Below are 23,916 nucleotides of genomic sequence, written 5' to 3' on the forward strand. Positions count from 1 at the left end.
TGCTCACCTCTTGATAGCTACGCTCGCCATTCCCGTAAAACTCAACAACAGACTGCTTGAAAGCCAGGCTGTATTTGGACATGCAAAACCCCCGAAGGTGGATGTCCAACTTTCGGGGGTCAGTTCACTCTCCCAGCGAGGCCTTTTTCTTTTTGGCAGCAAATCCGGCTTTTGTTTTTCGTTGGGAAGCCCCTCATCCGGCTGCCGCCACCTTCTCCCCGTAAACGGAACATACAACCGAGGCGCACAGCCGAGCCAAAACAACAGTTTACCAACAAAAAACCCGGCCTGAGGCCGGGTTTCTATTCGATATGGCAGCAGGATTACTGCGCCTTGGCGGCCTTCTGGGCGTCTTCCAGCTTCTTGCGGGCTTCCTCGGCCTTCTTCTGCATGCCTTCCTGCAGGCTGCGCTGCGTGTCGGCGAGCTTGGACTCGGTAACCGGTTCGCCGTCATAAGCGCCGGTGAAGCCTTCGAGCGAGATCTTGATCGGGTTCGGGGCGCGGCGGAAGTTGATCGAGGTGAAGATCACGTCGCTGCCCTTCTTGAGGCTGGCGATCATCGCATCGGTCAGCGGGATTTCGGCAGTGCACTTGTCCGGTAGGCAGACGGCGTAATCGAGCTTCTGACCCTTGCCGCCATCGATCTGCATCATGATGCCGGGGGGAATCAGGCGCGCGGTCGGAACGGAAACCTGCAGGAGCTTACGGTTGATCTTGCCGGTGACCGAGATCAGGCCGACGGCCGTGACGAGCTGGCCACCATTGGCGAGGATCAGGTTCTGGACGACACAGATGTCGTTGTCTTCCTGCTTGCTGCAGGTCTTGTACCAACCAAGCTTGGGACCGCCGACGCCCTGAGCCGGAGCCTGTGCCCCCGCATCCTGGGCGAAGGAGGAGACCGGAGCCGAAGCGGCGCCGAACATCACTGCCAGAACGGACAGTGCTGCCCGCATTTTCTTTTCAGACTTGAACATCATAACGAATTCCGTCTCCTGATATCCGTTCGGGGCAGCGACCTGCCGCCCCAACCATCGGGTCGTTCGGCACTCCACCTCATGGAAAAATGAGGCAAATGCATGACCCCGAAACTTCGGGTTCACCTGTTACATTGCAGCGTTCAAGATATCCAGCATTTCTTTGGCAATTCGCGCAGCTATTTCATCGCCCGTGCCAAAGAAATCGCGCCCGCGTGTTGGAATCGGTCGACCCCATGCTAATCTCCGGCGTGAATCGTGCCCATTTTCGCGGATTTCAAGGATTGCCGAATGCTCCGGATCGTCGTCCCCCTCGTCCTCTCGCTGCTCTGCGGCACCGTCGCCGCCGAACCGCTGCACGGCATTGCGATGCATGGCGCGCCGGCCCTCCCGCCTGACTACAAACACTTCCCCTACGTCAATCCCGACGTCAAGAAGGGCGGCAAGATCACCTATGGCGTCGTCGGCACCTTCGACAACCTCAATCCATTCATTTTGAAGAGCATGCGCACGACAGCACGCGGCATGTGGGACCCGGACTATGGCAATCTCGTCTACGAATCGCTGATGCAGCGCTCCAGGGACGAGCCCTTCACGCTTTACGGTCTGCTGGCAGAAACGGTCGAATGGGACGACGACAGGAGCTTCATCCAGTTCAACCTCAATCCGAAGGCGAAATGGGCCGATGGGCAACCGGTGACGCCCGAGGATGTGATGTTCAGCTTCGAGCTGTTGCGTGACAAAGGCCGCGTGCCTTTCTCCAACCGCCTCAAGGTCGTCGCCAAAATGGAAAAAGTCGGCGAACACAGCGTGCGCTTTACCTTCAATGACAAGGCCGACCGAGAGACGCCTTTGATTTTCGGCCTTTTCCCGGTACTGCCGAAACATGCGATCGATCCCGAAGCCTTTGACCGCACATCGCTGACTCCGCCGGTCGGTTCGGGTCCCTACAAGGTGAAGACGGTGAAGCCTGGGGAAAGCGTCACTTATGAGCGCGACCCCAACTACTGGGGTAAGGACATTCCTGCCAAGGTCGGCACCGACAATTACGATCAGATCACCGTCCAGTATTATCTGCAGGACACGACGCTGTTCGAGGCCTTCAAGAAGGGCGATGTCGACATCTATCCCGACGGCAATCCTGGCCACTGGGCCAATGCCTATAGCTTCCCGGCAGTCACCTCGGGCGCTATCGTCAAGGACGTGTTCACGCCGAAACTGCCGAGCGGCATGCTCGGCTTCGTCTTCAACACACGCCGACCGATCTTTGCCGATCCGAAGGTGCGCGAAGGCCTGTCGCTGGTGTTCGATTTCGAATGGGCGAACAAGAACCTCTATTCCGGCGCCTATAAGCGCACGCAGAGCTTCTGGCAGAATTCCGAGCTTTCGAGCTTCGGCGTTCCCGCCAATGCCGCGGAGCTTGCGTTGCTCGGGCCGATCAAGGATAGAATCGCGCCTGATATTCTCGACGGCACCTACAAGCTGCCGGTCACCGACGGCTCCGGCCGCGACCGCAACGTGCTGAAGCAGGCGGTCGAGCGGTTGAAACAGGGCGGCTATACGATCCAGGGCGGCAAGATGGCCGATGCCTCGGGGCGCCAGCTCGCCTTTGAAATCATGACGCAGAATGCCGACCAGGAGAAGCTCGCCGTCGCTTACCAGCGTTCGCTGCAGGCGATCGGCATCGCCGCGTCGATCCGCACGGTCGATGATTCGCAGTATCAGAGCCGCACGAACAGCTTCGATTACGACATGATCATGAAGTCGTTTACCTCTTCGCTGTCACCTGGAAACGAGCAGCTCGGCCGCTGGTCTTCGGTTGCCCGCGCGCGCGAGGGCTCGGACAGCTTTGCCGGCGCCAACGATCCCGATCTCGACACGCTGATCGACCATCTGTTGAGGGCGCGCTCGGCGGAAGATTTCACGGCGGCGGTGCGCGCCTACGACCGGCTGCTGCTATCGAGCCACTACGTGCTGCCGCTTTATCATATGGACCAACAATGGGTGGCGCGCAGCAAGCGCGTCGGCCATCCCGACACCGTACCCCTTTACGGCTATCAGCTGCCGATATGGTGGGATACAAGCGCCCAATAGAAGCGGCCGAACGCCTCGGCCCGATGTCTCCTTTGGAGACACACAGAAATAAGGAAGATCATCATGGAGCGTATCACCATCGACGTCGTCTCGGATGTCGTCTGCCCGTGGTGCTATCTCGGCAAAGCGCGGCTGGAGCTTGCCATTGCCGAGGTGCAGGACGAGATCGGCGTCGACATCAACTGGCGGCCGTACCGGCTCAACCCCGATTACCCCAAGGAAGGGGTCGACCAGAAGAAGGCGCTGGCCGAGAAGCTCGGCGGCGAGGAGCGCGTGGCGCAGGCGCATAAGATGCTGACCGATCTCGGCCGCGAGGTCGGCATCGCCTTCGATTTCGAAGCGATCAAGATCGGACCGAACACGCTCGATGCGCATCGGCTGATCCATTGGGCGATGATCGAAGGCCGCGAGGCACAGGACAAGGTCGTCGCGGCGCTGTTCAAGGCCAATTTCGAGGAAGGCCGCAATGTCGGCGACCACGCGGTGCTGCTCGATATCGCTGAAAAGGCCGGCCTCGACCGCTCGGTTATCGCCTCGCTGCTCGCCTCCGACGCGGATCGTGATTTGATCGTCGCCGAAATCAAGGCGGCGCAGGAAATGGGCGTCAACGGCGTGCCCTTCTTCATCTTCGACCAGCAATATGCGGTCAGTGGCGCGCAGACACCCGATGTTCTGGCGGGTGCGCTACGCGATATTGCCAAGGCGAAGGCCGAAGCGCGGTCGGGGCTCAACTGAGGCGCCGATGCGCATCGAGATTAAAGAGCCGCAACAAAGCTGGATAGAAGATTTCGCAGCGCTCAAGCGCGCCATCATGCGCGCAGCCCCTGCCGGAGCCTATCTGCATCACATCGGATCGACGGCCATCCCCGGCCTTCCCGCGAAGGATATCATCGATATCCAGTTGACCGTGAACGATCTGGCCGACGTCGATGTCGAGGCATTCGAACAGGTCGGTTTCGAGCACAGGCCAATCGTCATCGACCACTGTCCTCCGGGAGCTGAGCTGGCGGAAGGCGAATTGTGCAAGGCCTTCTATCGCAGCAGAGGACGCCCGGCCAATCTGCACATCCGCGAAAAAGGCCGTTTCAATCAGCGCTACTCTCTTCTCTGTCGCGACTTCCTGCGAGCCCATCCGACGGCCGCGAACGCCTATGCGCTGATCAAACAGCGGCTCGCCCAACGCTTTGCCGATGACGTCGACTTCTATTACGACATCAAGGATCCGGTGTTCGACATCATCATGGACGGCGCCAATGAATGGGCAAGACTGATCGGCTGGTCAGAACCGCCGGCCGACTGAACGGTATCAGCCTTCAGCCCAGAACCGGAATGCAGCGCACCTCAGTCTTCACCGAATTGGCGATGAAGCATTCATCGTGGGCACGATGATGCAGGGCTTCGAGCTCGCTCAGAGAGAGCTGCTTGTCGCCGGAGAAGACGACATGCGGGCGGAGCGTCACCACGGTCATGGCGAGGCGGCCTTCGGCATTCTTCTCCATCACACCCTCGGCGGCGTCGGCGTAGCTGTCGACGCACAACCCCTTCTTGGCGGCGATCGACAGGAACCAGAGCATGTGGCAGCTGGAGAGCGAGGCGACGAAAGCCTCCTCCGGATCGACAGCGTCTTCGGCAGAATAGGGCAGCGGAACGACATGCGCCGATGAGGACGCCCTCACCCCGATGCCGCCGTCGAAGGTCCATCGATGGGCGCGGCTGTAGCGATTGTCGATGAAGGTCTCGCCGCTCCGCTCCCAGTTGATCGTTGCGCCGTATGTCGCCATCGCGGTCTCCCTCGGTTTACTTCGCCATCTCGGCCAGTTGTGTCATGATCACGGCGGCGCCCTGTAGGCGCTTTTCCGGTGTCGGCAGGTCGCGGGTCAGGAACAGGCTGTGATCGGGGCGGATCTTCGCCATCGTGCCCTGCTTGCCGATATAACCGACGAGATTTGCCGGGTTGGGGAATTCCTTGTTGCGGAACTGAACGACCACGCCCTTCGGGCCGGCGTCGAGCTTCTCGACATTGGCGGTGCGGCAGAGCGACTTGATGTAGACGATCTTGAGGAGATGCTGGACTTCGATCGGCATCGGCCCGAAGCGGTCGATCATCTCGGCGCCGAAGCCGTCGATCTCCTTGAGCTCGGTGAGTTCGCCGAGACGGCGGTAAAGCGCCATGCGCAGATGCAGATCGGGAACGTAGTCTTCCGGGATCATCACCGTCGTGCCGACGGAGATCTGCGGCGACCAGCCGGTATCGTGGATCTCGTCGACGCCCTTGACCTCGGCGACCGCCTCTTCCAGCATCTGCTGGTAGAGTTCGAAGCCGACTTCCTTGATGTGGCCGGATTGCTCCTCGCCAAGCAGGTTGCCGGCGCCGCGGATATCGAGGTCGTGACTTGCCAGCTGGAAGCCGGCACCGAGCGTGTCCAGCGACTGCAGCACCTTCAGCCGGCGGTCGGCCGTTGCCGTCAGCACCTTGTTCACAGGCAGGGTGAACAGCGCGAAGGCGCGCACTTTCGAGCGGCCGACGCGGCCGCGCAGCTGATAGAGCTGGGCAAGGCCGAACATATCGGCGCGGTGGACGATCAGCGTGTTGGCGGTCGGCACATCAAGGCCGGATTCGACGATGGTGGTCGACAGCAGCACGTCGTAGCGGCCTTCATAAAAGGCGTTCATGATGTCTTCGAGTTCGCCGGCCGGCATCTGGCCATGAGCGACGGCGACCTTCAGCTCCGGCACGTCGGACTGCAGGAAGGCATGCACATCGGCGAGGTCGGCAAGCCTCGGACACACATAGAAACTCTGGCCGCCGCGATAGTGCTCGCGCATCAGCGTCTCGCGGATGACAAGGCTGTCGAAGGGCGAGATGAAGGTGCGCACCGCCATGCGGTCGACCGGCGGCGTGGTGATCAGCGACAGTTCGCGCACCCCGGTCATCGCAAGCTGCAGCGTGCGCGGGATGGGTGTCGCCGACAGCGTCAGAACGTGCACGTCGCTCTTCAGCTCCTTCAGCCGCTCCTTGTGCTTGACGCCGAAATGCTGCTCCTCGTCGATGACCAGCAGGCCGAGATTGGCGAATTTGATGCCGGCGCCGAGCAGCGCATGGGTGCCGACGACGATATCGGTCTTGCCTTCGGCGACTTCCTTCTTGGTCAGCGCCAGATCCTTGGCGCCGACAAGGCGGGAGGCCTGCTGGACACGAACCGGCAGGCCACGGAATCGCTCGGAAAAAGTCTTGAAATGCTGGCGGGCAAGCAAGGTCGTCGGCACGACGACGGCAACCTGGACGCCGTTCATCGCGGCGACGAAGGCGGCGCGCAGCGCCACTTCCGTCTTGCCGAAGCCGACGTCACCGCAGACCAGGCGATCCATCGGCCGGCCAGCGCCGAGATCGGAGCGAACGGCGTCGATGGCATTGTCCTGGTCCTCGGTCTCGTCATAGGGGAAGCGGGCGGCAAATTCGTCGTAAAGTCCGTCCGGCGTCGTCAGGACAGGCGCATGGCGCGTCAGGCGCTCGGCGGCGATGCGGATCAGGGCATCGGCCATATCAAGCAGCCGCTTCTTGAGCTTGGCCTTGCGCATCTGCCAGGCGCCGCCGCCGAGCTTGTCGAGTTGCGCGTCAGTCCCCTCGCCGCCATAGCGCGAGAGCAGGTCGATGTTTTCGACCGGCAGGAAGAGTTTGGCCTCATCGGCATATTGCAGCTCGAGGCAGGCATGCGGGGCGCCTGCCGCCTCAATGGTCTTCAGCCCGATGAAGCGGCCAATGCCGTGTTCGGCATGGACGACGATCGAGCCTTCGTCCAGGCCCGCGACCTCGGCAATGAAATCGGCGGCGCGCTTGCGGCGTTTGGAGCGGCGCACCATGCGGTCGCCGAGAATATCTTGCTCGCCGATGACGACGAGATCGCCGGCCTCGAAGCCGGATTCGAGATTGAGCACGGCGGCCGCCGCCTCGCCTTTGCCCAGCGTGGCGAGATCTTTCAGCGCCTCGACCGGCTTGACCTTTTCCAGGCCATGCTCGTTCAACACCTGCAGCAGGCGCTCCAGCGAACCTTCGGTCCAGGCGGTTACCAGCACCTTCGCCCCGCCGGCGCGCCGGTCGGCGATGTGCTTTACGACGACGTCGAAAATATTGACGCGTTCGGCGTCACCGCCGCCTTCGGCATTCGAGCGGGCCCAGCGCTGGCCCTGGCGGGCCTCGATATTGACGACCCGCCTCGCCTCGCCCTCGATCTCGTTGAACGGGCTGATGCGGATCGCGCCGAGCGCGTCGAGGGTTTTGGCGAAAAGCTTGCTGTCGAGATAGAGCTGGCCCGGCGTCACCGGCTTGTAGGGCGTGCCCTGCGCCATCTGGCCCTTGGCCGGCTGGCCGGAATTCAGGCGGGCGTCGAAATAATCGAGGACGAGCTTGGAGCGCTCCTGCGCCGCCTCACGCACCGTGTGGTCGGTGACGACACGGAAACCGCTGAGATAATCGAAGACGGTATCGAGCTTCTCGTAGAACAGCGGCAGCCAATGCTCCATGCCGGGATAACGGCGACCTTCGGAGACGGCGAGATAAAGCGCATCATCGCGCGTCGTCGCGCCGAAAGCCGAGAGGTAGTTCTTGCGGAAGCGGCTGATCGTATCCGGCGTGAGCGTCACCTCGCTCATCGGATTGAGATCGAGTGAGCGCACTTGGCCGGTGGTGCGCTGGCTCGCCGGATCGAAGCTGCGAATCGATTCCAGCGTGTCGCCGAAGAAATCGAGGCGGACTGGTTCTTCCGACCCCGGCACAAAGACATCGAGGATGCCGCCGCGCACGGCATATTCGCCGACCTCGCGCACGGTCGCAACGCGGTCGAAGCCATTGCGCTCCAGGCGCCCAGCCAAATCGTCCATGCGCAGCTGGTTGCCGGGACGGGCCGAAAAGCTCAGGCTTTCAATGACATCCTGCGGCGCCACCTTCTGCAGCATGGCATTGGCGGTGACGAGCACGATGGCCGCATGCGGCTTTTTGCGATGGGCGATGAGGCCGCCGAGTGCGGCAAGCCGGCGGGCCGAGGTATCGGCGCTCGGCGAGACGCGGTCATAGGGCAAACAGTCCCAAGCCGGCAGGGTGAGAACCGGAATGTCGGGGGCGACGAAGCCCAGCATCTGCTCGAGATCGGCCATGCGGTGGCCGTCCGACATGACATAGGCGACCGGCTCTCCCGTGCGGGCGAGTTCGGCGAGCAGCAGCGGTTCGAGGCCGGCAGGCACATTGCCGATCGTCAGCGGCTCGGCAATGGCCGCAAGCTTCTTCGCATCGAAACCAGGGATCATTCCGGCGTCCTGAGGGGCTTGTCGAAATCGGGCGTATAGGCGGCAAGGCGGGCAAACATCGGTGTCTGAAAACGCTCAGGCACCGGCCAGGTTCCCATGATCCAGCGGACCAGGTCATTATCCTCTTCGGCCATGATCGTCTCGAACTCGTCGAGCTCTGCGTCCGAAAGCGTCGCGATCTCGGCTTCGGCGAACTGGCCGAAGACCAGATCCATCTCGCGGATGCCGCGATGCCAGCAGCGGAAAAGGATCCGGCGGCGGCGCGGGTCGAGACCGGCACTCGTGAGCGTGACACCTGTCATGGCATTACCTTCCTGTTGATGCGCCTCTATAGACCCTGGAAAGCGGCTTGTCAGCCTTGCCAAGGCCGCATTGTTCATCGCATTTTGACCGCATGCGCCCCGCCATTCTCGATCCGCTGTTTTCCCCCATTTCGGGCCTTCCGGGCGTCGGCCCGAAGATCGCCGAACTGCTGGTCAAGCTGCTCGGTCGCGAGGCGCCGGAGGATTGCCGGGTCATCGATCTTCTCTTCCACGCGCCCTTTTCGCTGATCGACCGGCGCAACCAGCCTGGGATCGCCCGCGCGCCGCAGGGTGCGATCGTGACGATCACCGCGCGCGTCGACCGGCACCAGGTGCCGCCGCGCGGCAAGAGCAATGTCCCCTACCGCGTCTTCCTGCATGACGAGACCGGCGAATTGACGCTGGTCTTCTTCCGCGGCCAGGCGGCGTGGCTGGAAAAACAGCTGCCGATCGACGCGGAGGTGACGGTCAGCGGCAAAGTCGACTGGTTCAACGGCCGTGCCTCGATGGTGCATCCGGACTATATCGTCAGGGCTGATGAAGCGGAGAACCTGCCGCTCGTCGAGCCGATCTATCCGCTGACGGCGGGGCTTTCGCCGAAGACTTTGCGCAAGATCATCGACGCCGCCCTGCCGCGTTTTCCCGAGCTGCCGGAATGGATCGACCCGGTGCTGGCGCAAAAACAGGGCCTGCCGTTGATCCGCGACAGTTTCCATATGCTGCACGAGCCGCGCGACCCCTCTGATATAGACTCGCAGGCCCCCGCCCGGCGGCGGCTTGCCTATGATGAGTTCCTCGCAGGCCAGCTTTCGCTCAGCCTGGTGCGCCAGAGGCTGCGCAAGGTGGCCGGCCAGCCGGTGCAGGCGACGGGCGCGGTCAGCGGCAAGATCCTGAAGACGCTGCCCTTCTCACCCACATCGAGCCAGAACGAGGCGATCGCCGAGATTCTGAAGGACATGGCCGGCACCGAGCGCATGCTGCGGCTGCTGCAGGGCGATGTCGGTTCCGGCAAGACCCTGGTGGCGCTGATGTCGATGGCAGCGGTGATCGAGAGCGGCGGCCAGGCGGTGCTGATGGCGCCGACCGAAATCCTGGCGCGCCAGCACCACGCGACAATCTCTAAATTCGCCGCCTCCGCCGGCCTCGACATCGAGGTGCTGACCGGGCGCACCAAGGGACGCGAAAGGGAGGAAATCCTGGAGCGCATCGCCTCGGGCGCAGCGCAGATCGTCATCGGCACGCATGCGCTTTTCCAGGACACCGTCACTTACGACAAGCTGATGCTAGCCGTCGTCGACGAACAGCATCGTTTCGGCGTGCATCAGCGCCTCCGGCTGACCGCCAAGGGCATCTCGCCGCACATGCTTGTCATGACTGCGACGCCGATCCCGCGCACGCTGGTGCTCGCCGCCTTCGGCGATATGGATGTTTCTAAGCTCACCGAGAAGCCGGCCGGCCGCAAGCCGATCCAGACAATTACGGTGCCGATGGAGCGGACCGGCGAAATCGTCGGTCGGCTGCAAAGCGCACTTGCCGAGGGCAAGAAGGCTTACTGGATCTGCCCGCTAGTCGAAGAATCCGAAGAGCTCGACCTGATGTCGGCCGAGGAACGGCATGCGACACTTGTTGCCGCGCTCGGCCTCGATATCGGCCTCATCCACGGCCGCATGAGCGGGCCGGAGAAGGATGCGGCCATGATGGCGTTCAAGAACGGCGAGACCCGGCTGCTCGTCGCCACCACCGTCGTCGAGGTCGGCGTCGACGTGCCGGATGCGACGATCATGGTGATCGAGCATGCCGAACGCTTCGGCCTGGCGCAATTGCATCAGCTGCGCGGCCGGGTCGGACGCGGCGACGAGGCCTCGACCTGCATCCTGCTCTATAAGGGGCCGCTCGGCGAGACCGGCCATGCCCGGCTTTCGATCATGCGCGAGACCGAGGATGGCTTTCGCATCGCCGAGGAGGATCTGAAGCTGCGCGGCGGAGGCGAATTGCTCGGCACCCGTCAGTCCGGCACTCCGGGATTCCGCATCGCCAGCCTCGAGGCGCATGCCGACCTGCTGGAGATCGCCCGCAAGGATGCGGCCTATCTCATCGAGCGCGATCCGGAGCTCACCAGCGAAAGAGGACAGGCGATCCGCACCCTGCTCTATCTCTTCCGCCGCGACGAGGCGATCCGGTTCCTGAGGGCGGGATAAAGTATGCCGCGGCGCGCTTTAGTCTTCTTTCCATGCATGTCGTTATCCCAAAACCGCCAAATACTCTTGGGCGGCATGCATCAATCCGCTTTTGAAACCGCTACCGGCTTCGGCCGCGGCAGATGCTTCGGCTTCGGCTCGGATGGCGTGTGTCCGGGGGCGACAAGCCCGCCCGAAATCAGGAATTTGGCGGCGTCTTCCGGGCTCATATCGAGCATGACGATTTTTTCACGCGGCACGAAGACGAGGAAGCCGGCCGTCGGCACCGGCGTCGGCGGCAGGAAGACGGCGACCATATCCTGGCCCATGGCGTTGAACTTCGAGGCGATCTCGCCCTTGGCGTCGGTGGCGACGAAGACCAGCGCCCATAGGCCCGGGCTTGGATATTCGATAAGGCCCACCTTCTTGAAGGAGTTCGCCTGCTCCTTCAGCACGGTTTCGAAAATCTGCTTCACGCTTTTATAGATCGTGCGCACCAGCGGCATACGCTGCACGATCGATTCGCCGAAACGGACGATGCTCTGGCCGATAAGGTTTTTGCCGAGGAAGCCGACGACGGTGATGAGCACGACGGCGATCAGCAGGCCGAAACCGGGAATGGCGAAATTGAGATAGCTTTCCGGATTCCAGCGCGCCGGAATATAGGGCCTCACCCAGCTGTCCGACCAATGGATGAAGGTCCAGGTCAACCAGATGGTAATCGCGATCGGCGCGCAGATGATCAGGCCTGCGAGAAAATTATTCCTCAGCCGGGTCGCGACCGGCATTCTGGGGGCGTTGTCGGCCATCTCTTCCTGATGAACTCCATCTCAGTCCTGGACGGGCCGGAACGCCGGCCCTTCCCCCTTGTCCGCACACCAAAATTGCCAGAATTCGGGGCGTCGCACAATATGTTTCGGCGCGAAGATCCCGCCCCTAGAGGCTTATTCCACGGTGACGGATTTCGCCAGATTGCGCGGCTGATCGACATCGGTGCCCATGAAGACGGCGGTGTGATAGGCGAGCAGTTGGATCGGCAACGAGAAGATCATCGGCGCGATGATTTCATCGACGACAGGCAGAGTAATCGTCGCCATGGTCGGCAGTTTCGAGGCCGCTGCACCCGCTTCGTCGGTGATGAAGATGATGCGGCCGCCACGGGCTGCGACCTCCTGCATGTTGGAGACGGTCTTTTCGAAGAAGCGGTCATAGGGGGCGATGACGATGACAGGCATGTTCTCGTCGATCAGCGCGATCGGACCGTGCTTCAGTTCGCCGGCGGCATAGCCTTCGGCGTGGATATAGGAGATTTCCTTGAGCTTCAGTGCGCCTTCCATGGCAAGCGGGAAGCTGGTGCCGCGGCCGAGATAAAGCACGTCCTTGCATTTCGACAGTTCCCGCGACAGGCTTTCCATCTGCGGCTGGATGAGGTTCAGCACCCGGCTCATGACGCGCGGCATTTCGGCGAGATGGCGCACCAGCGCCCTCTCCTCCTCAGCGCTGACCGTGCCGCGCGCCTTGCCGGCGCCGATCGCCAGCGACGCCAGCACGGCGAGCTGGCAGGTGAAGGCCTTGGTTGAGGCGACGCCGATTTCCGGGCCGGCCATGATCGGGAAGACGGCATCGGATTCGCGGGCGATGGTCGATTCGCGGACATTGACGACGGCGCCGATCTTCAGCCCGTTGTCGCGGCAATAACGCAGCGAGGCCAGGGTATCGGCGGTTTCACCGGACTGCGAGATGAAGAGTGCCGCCTGCGAGGGCGAGAGCGGCATTTCGCGGTAGCGGAATTCAGAGGCGACGTCGATCTCGACCGGCAGGCGGGCATAACGCTCGAACCAGTATTTGCCGACGAGACCGGCGAGATAGGCGGTGCCGCAAGCCGAGATCGCCAGGCCAGTCGCCGCCTTGAAATCGATCGCTGCGGCATTGGCGCCGATCGTGTTCTCGGCGAAATCGACGTAATGGCTGAGCGCATGGGAGATCACCTCCGGCTGCTCGTAGATTTCCTTTTCCATGAAGTGGCGGTGATTGCCCTTGTCGACCACATAGGCGGTCGCCTGCGAGATCTGGCGGGCGCGTTTGACCGGTTTGCCGGCGAAATCCAGGACCGAGACGCTGTCGCGGGTGATGACGGCGCAGTCGCCGTCGACGAGATAGGTGATCTCATTGGTAAAGGGCGAAAGTGCGATGGCGTCCGAACCGAGGAACATCTCGCCGCGGCCATAGCCGACGGCAAGCGGCGGGCCGGAGCGGGCGGCCATGATCGTGCCGGGATCGGCCTTGAGCATGACGGCCAACGCATAGGCGCCGGTCACCCGGTTCAGCATCTTCAACATGGCGGCGCGCGGATCGAGGCCCTCGCGCAAATATTTTGCCATCAGCTGGGCGACGACCTCAGTGTCGGTCTGGGTTTCGAAGACCGAGCCCTCCTCGGTCAGTTCGTCGCGTAGCTCGGAGAAGTTTTCAATGATGCCATTATGGACGACGGCGACACCTTCGACGAAATGCGGATGGGCATTGGTCTCGTTCGGAACACCGTGGGTCGCCCAGCGCGTATGGGCGATGCCGACTGTGCCGGGCAGCGGTTCGGCGTCGAGGCGCTTTTCCAGATTGAAGAGCTTACCCTCGGCGCGGCGGCGATCCATCACGCCCTCGTGGATCGTGGCGACACCGGCGGAATCATAACCGCGATATTCGAGACGCTTCAGCGCATCGACCAGCCGCCCGGCTACAGACTGAGTTCCGACGATCCCCACAATTCCGCACATGCAATATCCCCAACTCGAGCATTTACGCGAAAATGCTCTCCTGTTTTCTCCGCGCAATTTCCGGACGCAAAAACCGCTACGCACTTTTGCTGGAATTGCTTTTGGCCCCGATAACGAGGCCAGTTCTAACGATTTCCGCTTATTTCTCAATGGCCTCGGCGGTCACTTTCAATTTCCGCCGGTTACGCAAAACGTCCCTCAGGCTTTCGCCTTCTTCGCCGCTTTGATGGCGAGCGCGCGTTCGCGCAGCAACTTCGCACGCTCGGGCTTGATCTCCTGGCGGGCGCGACCGAGCGCCAGCGCATCGGCCGGGACGTCGGCGGTGATAACGCTGCCGGAGCCGACATAGGCGCCGTCGCCGATCTTCACCGGCGCGACCAGCGACGAGTTGGAGCCGATGAAGGCGTTTTCGCCGATCACCGTTTCGCTCTTGTTGACCCCGTCATAATTGCAGGTGATCGTGCCGGCACCGATATTGCTGCCGGCGCCGACGACGGCATCGCCGATATAGGTGAGGTGGTTGACCTTGGCGCCCTCGCCGATCCGGCCGTTCTTGACCTCGCAGAAATTGCCGACCTTCGAACCATTGGCGAGATCGGCCCCCGGCCGCAACCGGGCGAAGGGGCCGACGGTGGCGCCCTCACTGACATGCGCGCCTTCGATATGCGAGAAGGCGTGAATGACGGCGCCGCTGTCGATCACTGCGCCTGGACCGAAGACAACATTCGGCTCGATCAGCGCATCCTGGCCGATAATGGTGTCATAAGAGAGGAACACTGTTTCCGGTGCGATCATGGTGACGCCTGCCAGCATCATCTCGCGGCGGCGACGCTCCTGCCAGAAGCGCTCGATGACGGCGAGTTCGGCGCGGTTGTTGCAGCCGGTCATCTCGATTTCGGGCGCATCGACGGCGGTGACGCGCCCGCCGAGCGAGCGGGCAATCTCGACGAGATCGGTCAGATAGAATTCGCCCTTGGCATTGGAATTGCCGATGCGCGAGAGCAGGTCGAGCGCCTTGCGGCCGTTGATCGCCATCAGTCCGCTGTTGCACCAGGTCACAGTGCGCTCGGCATCGGTCGCATCCTTCTCCTCGCGGATGGCGATGAGTTCGCCATCCTTGACAAGCAGGCGGCCGTAGCCGGTCGGGCGGTCGGTGTGGAAACCGATGACGACGATGTCGCTGCCATCGGCAAGGCCCTGGCGGGCGGCTTTCAGCGGCCCATCAGTCTGCAGCGGCACGTCGCCATAGGTGACGAGGATATCGTCATAGCCCTTGGCGATCGCGTCGCGGGCAGCCAGCACTGCGTGGCCGGTGCCGAGGCGATCCTTCTGCAGGTAGGATTCGATGCCGACGCCGTCGATGCTGGCAGCTTTTGCCACCTCTTCGGCATCGCGGCCGACGACAAGGGCGACGGAGGAAATGCCGGCGGAGGCGACGGCCTCGACGACATGGGCGATCATCGGCCGCCCGGCGACCGGATGCAGCACCTTCGATTTCGAGGATTTCATCCGCGTGCTGTCACCGGCAGCAAGGATGACGGCAAGACAAGTACGTTCCATGATCGGCTCCGCGAATCCGCGCCATGAGGCGGCTTTGTTGCCTCATACTGCATAATTCCTGAAATCGGAATCGATTACTTCGGTGAAATTTCGGGTGAAAGCGGTTCCGTGGCGGCAGGAGAGTCGCTGGTCGCGAAGGCTTCGCGCACATGATCGCGGCCGTCCAGGATGACGACTTCCATCGCCCGGCGCGCGGCGGCGCTGTCACCGGAAGCGATGGCATCGACGATGCGCATATGGGTCTCGGCAATATTGGCAAACCCATTTTCGGAGGGCGGCGTGCTGATGCGGAACATGCCGACGAGAGCCGCCTCGATGAGGCTGCCGAGGGTCCGCATGAAGGGATTGTGCGAGGCTTCGGCGAGCGCCAAGTGAAAGTGCAGGTCGGCCAGCGCCAGGCTGTCGGCCGTGTGGCCGCTCGCGGCCATCTCCTCGGCCAGCCCGCGCAGCGTCTCGATTTCCTCGGCATTGGCCCGCTCGGCGACGAGGCCGGCGGCGAAGGGTTCGACGGCAAGGCGGATATCGTAAAGCTGCAACAGGAATTCTTCCGTCACATCGTTGTCGAAGTGCCAGGCGATAATCTCGCTGTCGAACATGTTCCAGAGGTTCTTCTCGGTCACACGTGTGCCGACGCGCGCCTTGGCGACGACCATGCCCTTGGCGGCGAGCGTCTTCATCGTCTCGCGCAAGACCGTGCGCGACACCTTGAAGCGTTGCGCCAGTTCCGTATCGCCCGGCAGGATCGAGCCGACGGGATAGGTGCCTGCGACGATCGCCTTGCCGAGCTCGTCGACCACCTGCGCGTGGCTCGTCCGGGTCCGGCGCCCTGTCTTGCGTGTCTCGATCAATTTGTTGCGCAAGCGAACCGTCTCCTCCTCAGGCATACCTCTTGTTCAGACTGGAAAGGAACAGGATCGCCTTCTGCATCAGGATGAATGCAAACAGCAGAAGGCCGATCAGGATCTTCGTCCACCAGCTCGACAGCGTGCCATCGAAGGTGATGTAGGTCTGAATGAGCCCCTGGATCAGGATACCGATCAAGGTTCCCGCCACGAATCCCGCTCCGCCGGTCAGCAGCGTCCCTCCGATGACGACCGCCGCGATGGCGTCGAGTTCGACTCCGACCGCCGCAAGAGAATATCCAGCAGAGGTGTACAGCGAAAAAACGATTCCGGATAGGCCAGCGAGAAAACCCGACAGCGCATAGATCTGGATCGTCGTGCGGCCGACCGGCACGCCCATCAGCCGCGCCGTCTGCGGACCGCCGCCGAGCGCATAGACATTGGTGCCGAAGCGGGTGCGGTGGGCGATGAAAATGCCGGCGGCGAAGACGAGAAGCATGATGGCGCCGATCAGCGTCAGCCGCCCGCCTCCGGGCAGCCGCCAATAGAGGCTCGTCAGCGTCGAATAATAGTCGTGGTTGATCGGAATGCTGTCGATCGAGAGCACGAAGGCGATACCGCGCGCCAGGAACATGCCGGCCAGCGTGACGATAAAGGCCGGCATTTCGAGATAATGGATGATCGCGCCCATGACGGCACCGAAAGCGGTGGTGATGACGAGGACGAGGGCGAAGGCGAGCAGCGGATGGATCGACGTGTTCTGCAGGATGACGGCAAGAAAGACGCCGGTAAAGGCGATGACCGAGCCGATCGACAGATCCATGCCGCCGGAGATGATGACGAAGGTCATGCCGACCGCGGCAATGCCGAGAAAGGCGTTGTCGGTCAAAAGATTGCCGATAACGCGCGTCGACAGCATGTTGGGATATTGCAGCGTGCAGCCGGCATAGGCGAGCACGAAGATGACGATGGTCGCAAGCAGCGGCAGGTATTTGGAGTTCATTTTCGGCTACTCCCTTCCGCCCTGCCGGCGGCTGGCGAAGATGGCGAGCGACTGCACCGCCGGCGACTGGATGACGAGGATCACGATAATGATGACCGCCTTGATGATCAGGTTGAATTCGGGCGGAAAGCCGGAGGACAGAATGCCGGTGTTGACCGCCTGGATGATCATCGCGCCGATCAGCGATCCCAAGATGCTGAATCTGCCGCCGAGCAGCGAATTGCCGCCGACGACGACCGCGAGGATGGCATCGAGTTCAAGCCAGAGACCGGCATTATTGGCGTCGGCGCCCTTGATATCGGCTGCGACAATGATGCCCGCGATTGAGGCGCAGAGCCCGCTCAGCATATAGACGGCCATCAGCAGCACCGGCGTCTGGATGCCGGAGAGCGTGCTGGCGCGGCGGTTGATGCCAACGGCCTCGAGCAGCATGCCGAGCGCCGTGCGCCGGACAAGCAGGATGACGAGCAGGCCGACCAGCAGCCAGATGACCACAGGCATCGGCAGGAGAGCCATGGAACCGCTGCCGAAGAAGATCAGACCGTCATCGTTGAAGGTCAGGATGGCGCCTTCGGTGATAAGCTGGGCGATGCCGCGGCCGGCTACCATCAGCACCAGCGTGGCGATGATCGGCTGGATGTTGAGGATCGCCACCAGGAAACCGTTCCAGACACCGCAGGCAAGCCCGATCACAAGCGTCAGGATAACGGTGTAAGCAACTGAATTTCCTGACACAATCGATGATGCAGCAACGGCGCCGCAGATGGCGATGACGGCTCCGACGGACAGGTCGATGCCTTTGGTGGCAATCACCAGCGTCATGCCGATCGCCAAGAGCGCCACCGGCGCGCCGCGATTGAGCACGTCGATCAAGCTGCCATAGAGGCGTCCGTTCTGAACAACCACATTAAAAAACTGCGGTGACGTTATGAAATTCAACAGAAGAATGACAACGAGCGCGATCAATTGCGGCGCCAGGCGATAGGCCAGCGCATTTCGGGAGGATTTCATGCTTCCTCCTTGTGCTCGGCGGCGGCAATGGCATCGACGATGGCGGCGGCGGTGATGCGCTCGCCTGTCAGTTCGGCGATATGCTGCCTGTCGCGAAGCACGATGACGCGTGAACTATAGGCGACAAGCTCTTCAAGTTCCGAGGAAATTACGATCAATGACATGCCTTCGGCGCAGAGCTGTTCGATGAGCCGGATGATCTCGGCATGGGCGCCGACATCGATGCCGCGGGTCGGCTCGTCGAGGATGAGAAATTTGGGATTGGTCGCCAGCCAGCGGGCGAGGATCGCCTTCTGCTGATTGCCGCCGGAGAGCAGGCGGATCGGCTTTTCGCGGTCGGTGGTGCGGATGTCGAGCGCCTTGATATAGCGGTCGGCGAGCGCATTCTGCTCGGCACGCGACAGCGGCCGGGTCCAGCCGCGGCGGGCCTGCAGCGCCAAGGCGATATTTTCCCTGATCGACAGATCGCCGACGATGCCGTCGGTCTTGCGGTCCTCGGGGCAGAAGCCGAAGCCCTTTTCGATCGCGGCGCGCGGGCTGGAAAGAGTTGCGGGCTGACCGTCGATCGTGGCGCTGCCGCTATCGGCATGCTCGACGCCGAAGAGCAACTCGGCGGTTTCGGTGCGCCCCGAGCCGAGCAGACCGGCGATGCCGACCACCTCGCCCGCACGCACATCGAGATCGAAGGGCTTGACCTTGCCGCGTTTGCCGTAGCCGGCAAATCTGTAGCGGACTTCGCCCGCCGCAATGCTGTGTTCCCTGACCGTCTCTTCGGCCTGGGCGAGTTCCCGGCCGAGCATCATGGCGATCAGGCCCTGGCGCGGCAGATCGGCGGCGTCGCGGGTACCGACGAGCTTGCCGTTGCGCAGCACGGTGATGCGATCGCTGATCGCATAGACCTGCTCGAGGAAATGGGTGATGAAGACGATGCCGAGACCGCGCTTCTTCAGATCCTCGATGATGCGGAAGAGCAGCGCCACTTCCTGGTTGTCGAGGCTTGCCGTCGGCTCGTCCAGTATCAGCACCTTGCCGGAGAGATCAACGGCGCGGGCGATGGCGACCACCTGCTGGACGGCGACGGAGAAGCGGCTGAGCTCGGCGGTGACGTCGATGTCGATGCCGTAACCGGCAAGCAGTTCGCGCGCCTTGCGGTTCATCGCACGCACGTCGGTCATGCCGAATCGCCGCGGCTGGCGTCCGAGAAAGAGATTTTCGGCGACACTCAGATTGGTGAGGAGGTTGACCTCCTGATAGACGGTGCCGATGCCGAGCTTCTGGGCGGCAAGCGTATTGGCCGGATTGATTTCATGGCCATCGAGCACCAGGCTGCCACCGTCACGATGATAGGCGCCGGTGATGCATTTGATCAGCGTCGATTTTCCCGCGCCGTTCTCGCCGAGAAGCGCATGAACCTCGCCGCGGCGCAGCGTGAAATCCACCTTATCCAGGGCAACGGCGCCGGGGAAGAATTTCGATATGGCCGAGGCAGCGAGAATAGTCTCGTTATTGTGAACCATGAGGGCTGCTGTTTCCTGATATTGCGCCTTGCGCCTGCGCCAAAACCGGGCATGACGCCCGGCCGGCACCGGCAGTTCCGCACCGGTCCATGATGGACCGGTGCGGTTCCAGGTTCAAATCAGTAGCCCTGACCCTTCTTCTCTTCGTAGACCTTCATCGGGTTGTCGGCCGGCGTATAGAGCTTGGACTCGGTCTGGATCCACTTCGGCGGAGCCTTCTTGTCCTTCAGATAGGCATCGAGCGCATCGAAGGCAGGGCCGGCCATGTTCGGCGTCAGCTCGACCGTGGCATTGGACTCGCCTTCGGACATTGCCTTGAAGATATCCGGCACGGCGTCAATCGAGACGACGAGGATATCCTTGCCGGGCTTCAGGCCGGCTTCCTTGATCGCCTGGATGGCGCCGACAGCCATGTCGTCGTTATGGGCGTAGAGCGCGCAGATGTCCTTACCGCCATTCTCGGCCTTCAGGAAGCTTTCCATGACTTCCTTGCCCTTGGTGCGGGTGAAGTCGCCGGTCTGGCTGCGAACGATCTTGAGGTTGTCGTGGCCAGCGAGAGCCTCTTCGAAGCCCTTCTTGCGGGCGATGGCCGGCGAGGAACCGGTCGTGCCCTGCAGTTCGACGACGTTGCACTTCTTGTCGCCAACAGTCTTGACCAGGAAGTCGCCAGCGACCTTGCCTTCATGGACGAGGTCCGACGTCACAGCTGTCAGGTAGAGATCGTCGGGAGCCTTGATGGTGCGGTCGAGCAGGATGACCGGAATCTTGGCTTCCTTGGCTTCCTTCAGAACATCGTCCCAGCCGGTTTCGACAACAGGGGCGATGAGGATGGCGTCGACGCCCTGAGCAATGAAGGAGCGCAGCGCCTTGATCTGATTTTCCTGCTTCTGCTGCGCATCGGCAAATTTCAGATCGATGCCGCGCTTCTTGGCCTGTTCCTTGGTCACGGTCGTTTCAGCCGCGCGCCAGCCCGATTCCGAGCCGATCTGCGAGAAGCCGACGGTCAGGCCGCCAGCCGAAGCCGAACCGAACATGCAGGCAGCAAGAATCGTGGCACTCAAAAGTGCAGTCTTCAATTTCATGATTTCCTCCCAATGCCGCATCTCGCGGCGCAGTGTCAAAAAATCATATAGTATTACTTTTGTAAATCGGAATCTTTGCAAGCACTGCGAAAAAAAAGAGCGCCCACAAGGGGCGCCCTTCGCAACCACGAATTGATCTGCAGCTTATTGCGCCGGCAGCTTGTCGTCGACGCCTTCGACGTAGAAGTTCATGCCGAGCAGCGTGCCATCATCGGCCTTCTCGCCGGCCTTCAGCCAGGGCGTCCCGTCCTGCTTGTTGATCGGGCCGGTGAAGGGATGCAGCTCGCCCGACTTGATCTTGGCTTCGGTTTCCTCGGCCATCTTCTTCACGTCGTCAGGCATGTTGGTATAGGGCGCCATCTTCAGGATGCCGTCCTTGAGGCCGTCCCAGCTCTGCTCGGACTTCCAGGTGCCGTCGAGCAGCGCATGAACGCGCTTGGAGTAATAGGCGCCCCAGGTATCGACGATTGCCGTCAGCTGCGCTTTCGGGCCTGCGGCAATCATGTCGGAGGCCTGGCCGAAGGCGTGAATGCCGCGCTCTTCGGCCACCTGCATCGGCGCCGTCGTGTCGGTATGCTGCGTCAGCACGTCGACACCCTGGTCGACCATGGCCTTGGCGGCATCGGCTTCCTTGCCGGGGTCGAACCAGGTGTTGACCCAGATGACCTTGAGCTTGAAGCTCGGATCGACCGACTTGGCGCCCTGCTCGAAGGAGTTGATGCCCATCACCACTTCCGGAATCGGGAAGGAGGCGATGTAGGCGGCACCGTGATTCTTCGAGGTCTTGGCGGCGATCTGGCCGAGGATGTAGCGGCCTTCATAAAAGCGCGAATTGTAGGTGGCGAGATTGGGGCCGGACTTGTAGCCGGTGCCGTGCTCGAACTTGACTTTCGGGAACTTGGCGGCAACCTTGACCGTCGCATCCATGAAGCCGAAGGACGTCGTGAAGATCAGCTTGCAGCCGGAACGGGCAAGGCGCTCGATGGCACGCTCGGCGTCCGGGCCTTCCGGGACGTTTTCGAGGTAAGGCGTTTCGATCTTGTCGCCGAATTCGGCCTGGACCTGCTGGCGGCCGAGATCGTGCGCCTGCGAATAACCGCCGTCGGTGTGCGAACCGACATAGACGAAGCAGACCTTCGTCTTATCAGCAGCCTCTGCGGCGGAGGAGATGCCGATCACGGCGGCAGCCGAGGCGGCAAGGGCGAATGCATATTTCTTCATGGTGACCCCTGTTGGTTTGAAGTTATTCCGGAAACCCGTCCTTGTGTTCTTGTTTATCGCTCCGGCACGAAGGCTTTTCCAAGCGACGCGGGCGTATTGATCAACGTCGTGCGCCGATTATGGGAAATGATGATGAGAACCACAATAGTCGCAGCATAAGGCAGCATCGACAGAAACTGCGCAGGAATGCCGAGACCGAAAGCCTGCGCGTGCAGCTGCAGGATGGTGACCGCACCGAAGAGATAACCGCCGGCAAAGACCCGCCACGGCCGCCAGGAGGCGAAGACCACCAGCGCCAGCGTGATCCAGCCGCGGCCGGCCGACATGTTCTCCGCCCACTGCGGCGTGTAGACAAGCGACAGCTGGGCGCCGGCAAGACCGGCGCAGGCGCCGCCGAACATTACCGCCAGATATCGTGTGCGGATGACGCCAATGCCGAGCGCATGGGCCGAAGCGTGACTGTCGCCGATTGCCCTCAGCTTCAGCCCGGCCCGGCTGCGGAACAGGAACCAGCTGACGCCGACGACGAGCGCGATCGACAGATAGAAGATCAGATCCTGCCTGAAGAGTACCGGGCCGACGAGCGGGATATCCGACAGGACAGGAATGACGATCTCTTCCAGGCGGATGCCGGGAACGCTGACATAGGCCTCGCCGAGCATGCCTGACACACCGAGGCCGAGAAGGGTGAGCGCCAGTCCTGTCGCCACCTGGTTTGCCACCAGCGTCAGCGTCAGGAAGGCGAAGAGCAGCGAGAAGAGCGCACCGGCCGCAATGCCACAGACAATCCCGACATAGGGCGAGCCCGATGCCTGCGCGCCGGCAAAAGCAGCGACCGCGCCCATGATCATCATGCCTTCGACCCCGAGGTTCAGAACGCCGGAGCGCTCCGTCACGAGTTCGCCGAGGGCTGCGATGACGAGCGGCGTCGAGGCGGTAATCACCGTCAGCAGAATGGCTTCGAAGATGCTCATGCCACGCCACCCCTGACCCGCGACCAGACGATGCGGATTTTATAATAGATTAGCGTATCGCAGGAGAGCACGAAGAAGAGCAACAGGCCCTGGAAAACACGGGTGACCTTGTCGGAAACGCCGAGCGACAGCTGTGCCGCCTCGCCGCCGAGATAGGTCAGCGCCAGCACCAGCCCCGATGCAATGATGCCGAGCGGATTAAGCCGCCCGAGGAAGGCGACGATGATGGCGGTGAAGCCATAGCCCGGCGAGATCGCCGGCTGCAGGTGGCCGATCGAGCCGGAGACCTCGGCGATCCCGGCGAGGCCGGCGAGAGCGCCGGAGAAGAGGAAGCTGAACCAGATCATCTTCTTCGAGGAGAAGCCGGCAAAGCGCCCCGCCCGCTCCGACTGGCCGAGCACGACGATCTCGAAGCCCTTCAGCGTGTAGCGCAGCATGAACCAGACGCCGATTGCCGCGACGATGGCGAAGACGAAGGCCCAATGGGCCCGGCCGGATTCTTCCCAGATCGCCGGCAGCACCGCTTCCGGCGCGAAATCACGCGAGACCGGAAAGTTGAAGCCCTTCGGATCGCGCCAGGCGCCGCGGATCAGCCAATCGAGGAAGAGCTGGGCGATATAGACCAGCATCAGCGATGTCAGGATTTCGTTGGTGTTGAAATGCGCCTTCAACAGCGCCGGAATGGCGGCGAACAACGCGCCGCCGAGCGCACCAAGAACCAGCATCAGCGGCAGCACGAGCGGCGAATGCCAGTCGTAGAAGACAATCGGCAGATAAGAGCCGGTGATGGCGCCGATGGTGAACTGACCCTCGGCGCCGATATTCCAGTTGTTCGAGCGGTAGCAGACGGCAAGGCCGACCGCGATCAGGATCAGGGGTGCCGCCTTGATTGCCAGCTCATGCAGCGACCAGACCTCGAGCAGCGGCTCGACGAAGAAGGCGTCCAGCGCCTCGACCGGGTCCTTGCCGAGCATGGCGAACATGATGGCGCCGAAGGCAAGCGTCAGCACAAGCGCCAGCAGCGGCGAGACGAAGGTGTAGAGCTTCGAGACATCGGGGCGTTTTTCGAGTTCAATGCGCATGGGCT

Annotated in this window: 19 protein-coding genes and 1 pseudogene; 5 read left to right on the forward strand and 15 right to left on the reverse strand. The window is 62.1% G+C overall.

Annotated elements, in window-relative coordinates:
• Positions 1-292: pseudogene (locus EFD56_RS32925) on the forward strand (hypothetical protein); the annotation flags it as partial.
• Between the two features lie 31 nt (positions 293-323).
• Here EFD56_RS32925 and EFD56_RS13485 read toward each other — a convergent pair.
• Complete coding sequence (locus EFD56_RS13485; protein WP_004680220.1) at positions 324-977, reverse strand: invasion associated locus B family protein; 654 nt, start codon at positions 975-977, stop codon at positions 324-326.
• A gap of 288 nt (positions 978-1,265) precedes the next feature.
• Here EFD56_RS13485 and EFD56_RS13490 point away from each other — a divergent pair, with 288 nt between their 5' ends.
• The 3 genes from EFD56_RS13490 to EFD56_RS13500 all read left to right on the forward strand — a co-directional run bounded on the left by EFD56_RS13490 (position 1,266) and on the right by EFD56_RS13500 (position 4,368).
• On the forward strand, positions 1,266-3,068 hold the full coding sequence (locus EFD56_RS13490; RefSeq protein ID WP_126905520.1) for an extracellular solute-binding protein: 1,803 nt from the start codon (positions 1,266-1,268) through the stop codon (positions 3,066-3,068).
• A 63-nt stretch (positions 3,069-3,131) separates the two neighbouring features.
• Positions 3,132-3,803, forward strand: a complete 672-nt coding sequence (locus tag EFD56_RS13495; RefSeq protein WP_004680222.1) for a DsbA family oxidoreductase — start codon at positions 3,132-3,134, stop codon at positions 3,801-3,803.
• Positions 3,804-3,810: 7 nt separating this feature from the next.
• Positions 3,811-4,368, forward strand: coding sequence for a GrpB family protein (locus EFD56_RS13500; protein ID WP_126905521.1), 558 nt, complete (start codon positions 3,811-3,813; stop codon positions 4,366-4,368).
• Positions 4,369-4,381: 13 nt separating this feature from the next.
• Here EFD56_RS13500 and EFD56_RS13505 read toward each other — a convergent pair whose 3' ends face one another.
• From EFD56_RS13505 to EFD56_RS13515, 3 genes are read right to left on the reverse strand one after another with little or no spacing between them, the layout of a single operon-like run.
• Positions 4,382-4,849, reverse strand: coding sequence for an OsmC family protein (locus EFD56_RS13505; protein ID WP_126905522.1), 468 nt, complete (start codon positions 4,847-4,849; stop codon positions 4,382-4,384).
• 16 nt (positions 4,850-4,865) lie between these two features.
• Entirely contained in the window at positions 4,866-8,369 is a 3,504-nt protein-coding gene (gene mfd / locus EFD56_RS13510; RefSeq protein WP_126905523.1) for a transcription-repair coupling factor, read from the reverse strand.
• Positions 8,366-8,671, reverse strand: a complete 306-nt coding sequence (locus tag EFD56_RS13515) for an FAD assembly factor SdhE (RefSeq protein ID WP_004680228.1) — start codon at positions 8,669-8,671, stop codon at positions 8,366-8,368. The genes mfd and EFD56_RS13515 overlap by 4 nt, the downstream gene beginning before the upstream one ends.
• Before the next feature lie 92 nt (positions 8,672-8,763).
• Between EFD56_RS13515 and recG the strand changes: the two genes are divergently transcribed.
• A complete protein-coding gene (gene recG / locus EFD56_RS13520; RefSeq protein ID WP_126905524.1) occupies positions 8,764-10,869 on the forward strand; it encodes an ATP-dependent DNA helicase RecG in 2,106 nt (701 codons plus the stop codon).
• An 80-nt stretch (positions 10,870-10,949) separates the two neighbouring features.
• Here recG and EFD56_RS13525 read toward each other — a convergent pair whose 3' ends face one another.
• The 11 genes from EFD56_RS13525 to EFD56_RS13575 all read right to left on the reverse strand — a co-directional run bounded on the left by EFD56_RS13525 (position 10,950) and on the right by EFD56_RS13575 (position 23,911).
• Positions 10,950-11,657 carry a DUF502 domain-containing protein gene (locus tag EFD56_RS13525; RefSeq protein WP_037118645.1) on the reverse strand — a complete coding sequence of 236 codons (708 nt, stop codon included), beginning with the start codon at positions 11,655-11,657 and terminating at the stop codon, positions 10,950-10,952.
• A 135-nt stretch (positions 11,658-11,792) separates the two neighbouring features.
• Entirely contained in the window at positions 11,793-13,619 is a 1,827-nt protein-coding gene (glmS, locus tag EFD56_RS13530; protein WP_126905525.1) for a glutamine--fructose-6-phosphate transaminase (isomerizing), read from the reverse strand.
• Between the two features lie 198 nt (positions 13,620-13,817).
• A complete protein-coding gene (gene glmU, locus EFD56_RS13535; RefSeq protein ID WP_126905526.1) occupies positions 13,818-15,179 on the reverse strand; it encodes a bifunctional UDP-N-acetylglucosamine diphosphorylase/glucosamine-1-phosphate N-acetyltransferase GlmU in 1,362 nt (453 codons plus the stop codon).
• A gap of 74 nt (positions 15,180-15,253) precedes the next feature.
• On the reverse strand, positions 15,254-16,039 hold the full coding sequence (locus EFD56_RS13540; protein ID WP_004680233.1) for a FadR/GntR family transcriptional regulator: 786 nt from the start codon (positions 16,037-16,039) through the stop codon (positions 15,254-15,256).
• Positions 16,040-16,055: 16 nt separating this feature from the next.
• Positions 16,056-17,024, reverse strand: a complete 969-nt coding sequence (yjfF, locus tag EFD56_RS13545; protein ID WP_126905527.1) for a galactofuranose ABC transporter, permease protein YjfF — start codon at positions 17,022-17,024, stop codon at positions 16,056-16,058.
• A 6-nt stretch (positions 17,025-17,030) separates the two neighbouring features.
• Complete coding sequence (locus EFD56_RS13550) at positions 17,031-18,035, reverse strand: ABC transporter permease (RefSeq protein ID WP_016733027.1); 1,005 nt, start codon at positions 18,033-18,035, stop codon at positions 17,031-17,033.
• Positions 18,032-19,552 carry a galactofuranose ABC transporter, ATP-binding protein YtfR gene (gene ytfR / locus EFD56_RS13555; RefSeq protein WP_012483773.1) on the reverse strand — a complete coding sequence of 507 codons (1,521 nt, stop codon included), beginning with the start codon at positions 19,550-19,552 and terminating at the stop codon, positions 18,032-18,034. The genes EFD56_RS13550 and ytfR overlap by 4 nt, the downstream gene beginning before the upstream one ends.
• Before the next feature lie 119 nt (positions 19,553-19,671).
• Entirely contained in the window at positions 19,672-20,634 is a 963-nt protein-coding gene (ytfQ, locus tag EFD56_RS13560) for a galactofuranose ABC transporter, galactofuranose-binding protein YtfQ (RefSeq protein ID WP_004673778.1), read from the reverse strand.
• A 144-nt stretch (positions 20,635-20,778) separates the two neighbouring features.
• Positions 20,779-21,855, reverse strand: a complete 1,077-nt coding sequence (locus EFD56_RS13565; RefSeq protein WP_004673779.1) for a BMP family ABC transporter substrate-binding protein — start codon at positions 21,853-21,855, stop codon at positions 20,779-20,781.
• A 53-nt stretch (positions 21,856-21,908) separates the two neighbouring features.
• On the reverse strand, positions 21,909-22,829 hold the full coding sequence (locus tag EFD56_RS13570; protein ID WP_126905528.1) for an ABC transporter permease: 921 nt from the start codon (positions 22,827-22,829) through the stop codon (positions 21,909-21,911).
• Complete coding sequence (locus tag EFD56_RS13575) at positions 22,826-23,911, reverse strand: ABC transporter permease (RefSeq protein ID WP_004673781.1); 1,086 nt, start codon at positions 23,909-23,911, stop codon at positions 22,826-22,828. Before EFD56_RS13575 ends, EFD56_RS13570 begins: the two co-directional genes overlap by 4 nt.
• Between the last annotated feature and the right edge of the window lie 5 nt (positions 23,912-23,916).

Source organism: Rhizobium phaseoli (genome assembly GCF_003985125.1).
Lineage (GTDB): Bacteria > Pseudomonadota > Alphaproteobacteria > Rhizobiales > Rhizobiaceae > Rhizobium > Rhizobium phaseoli.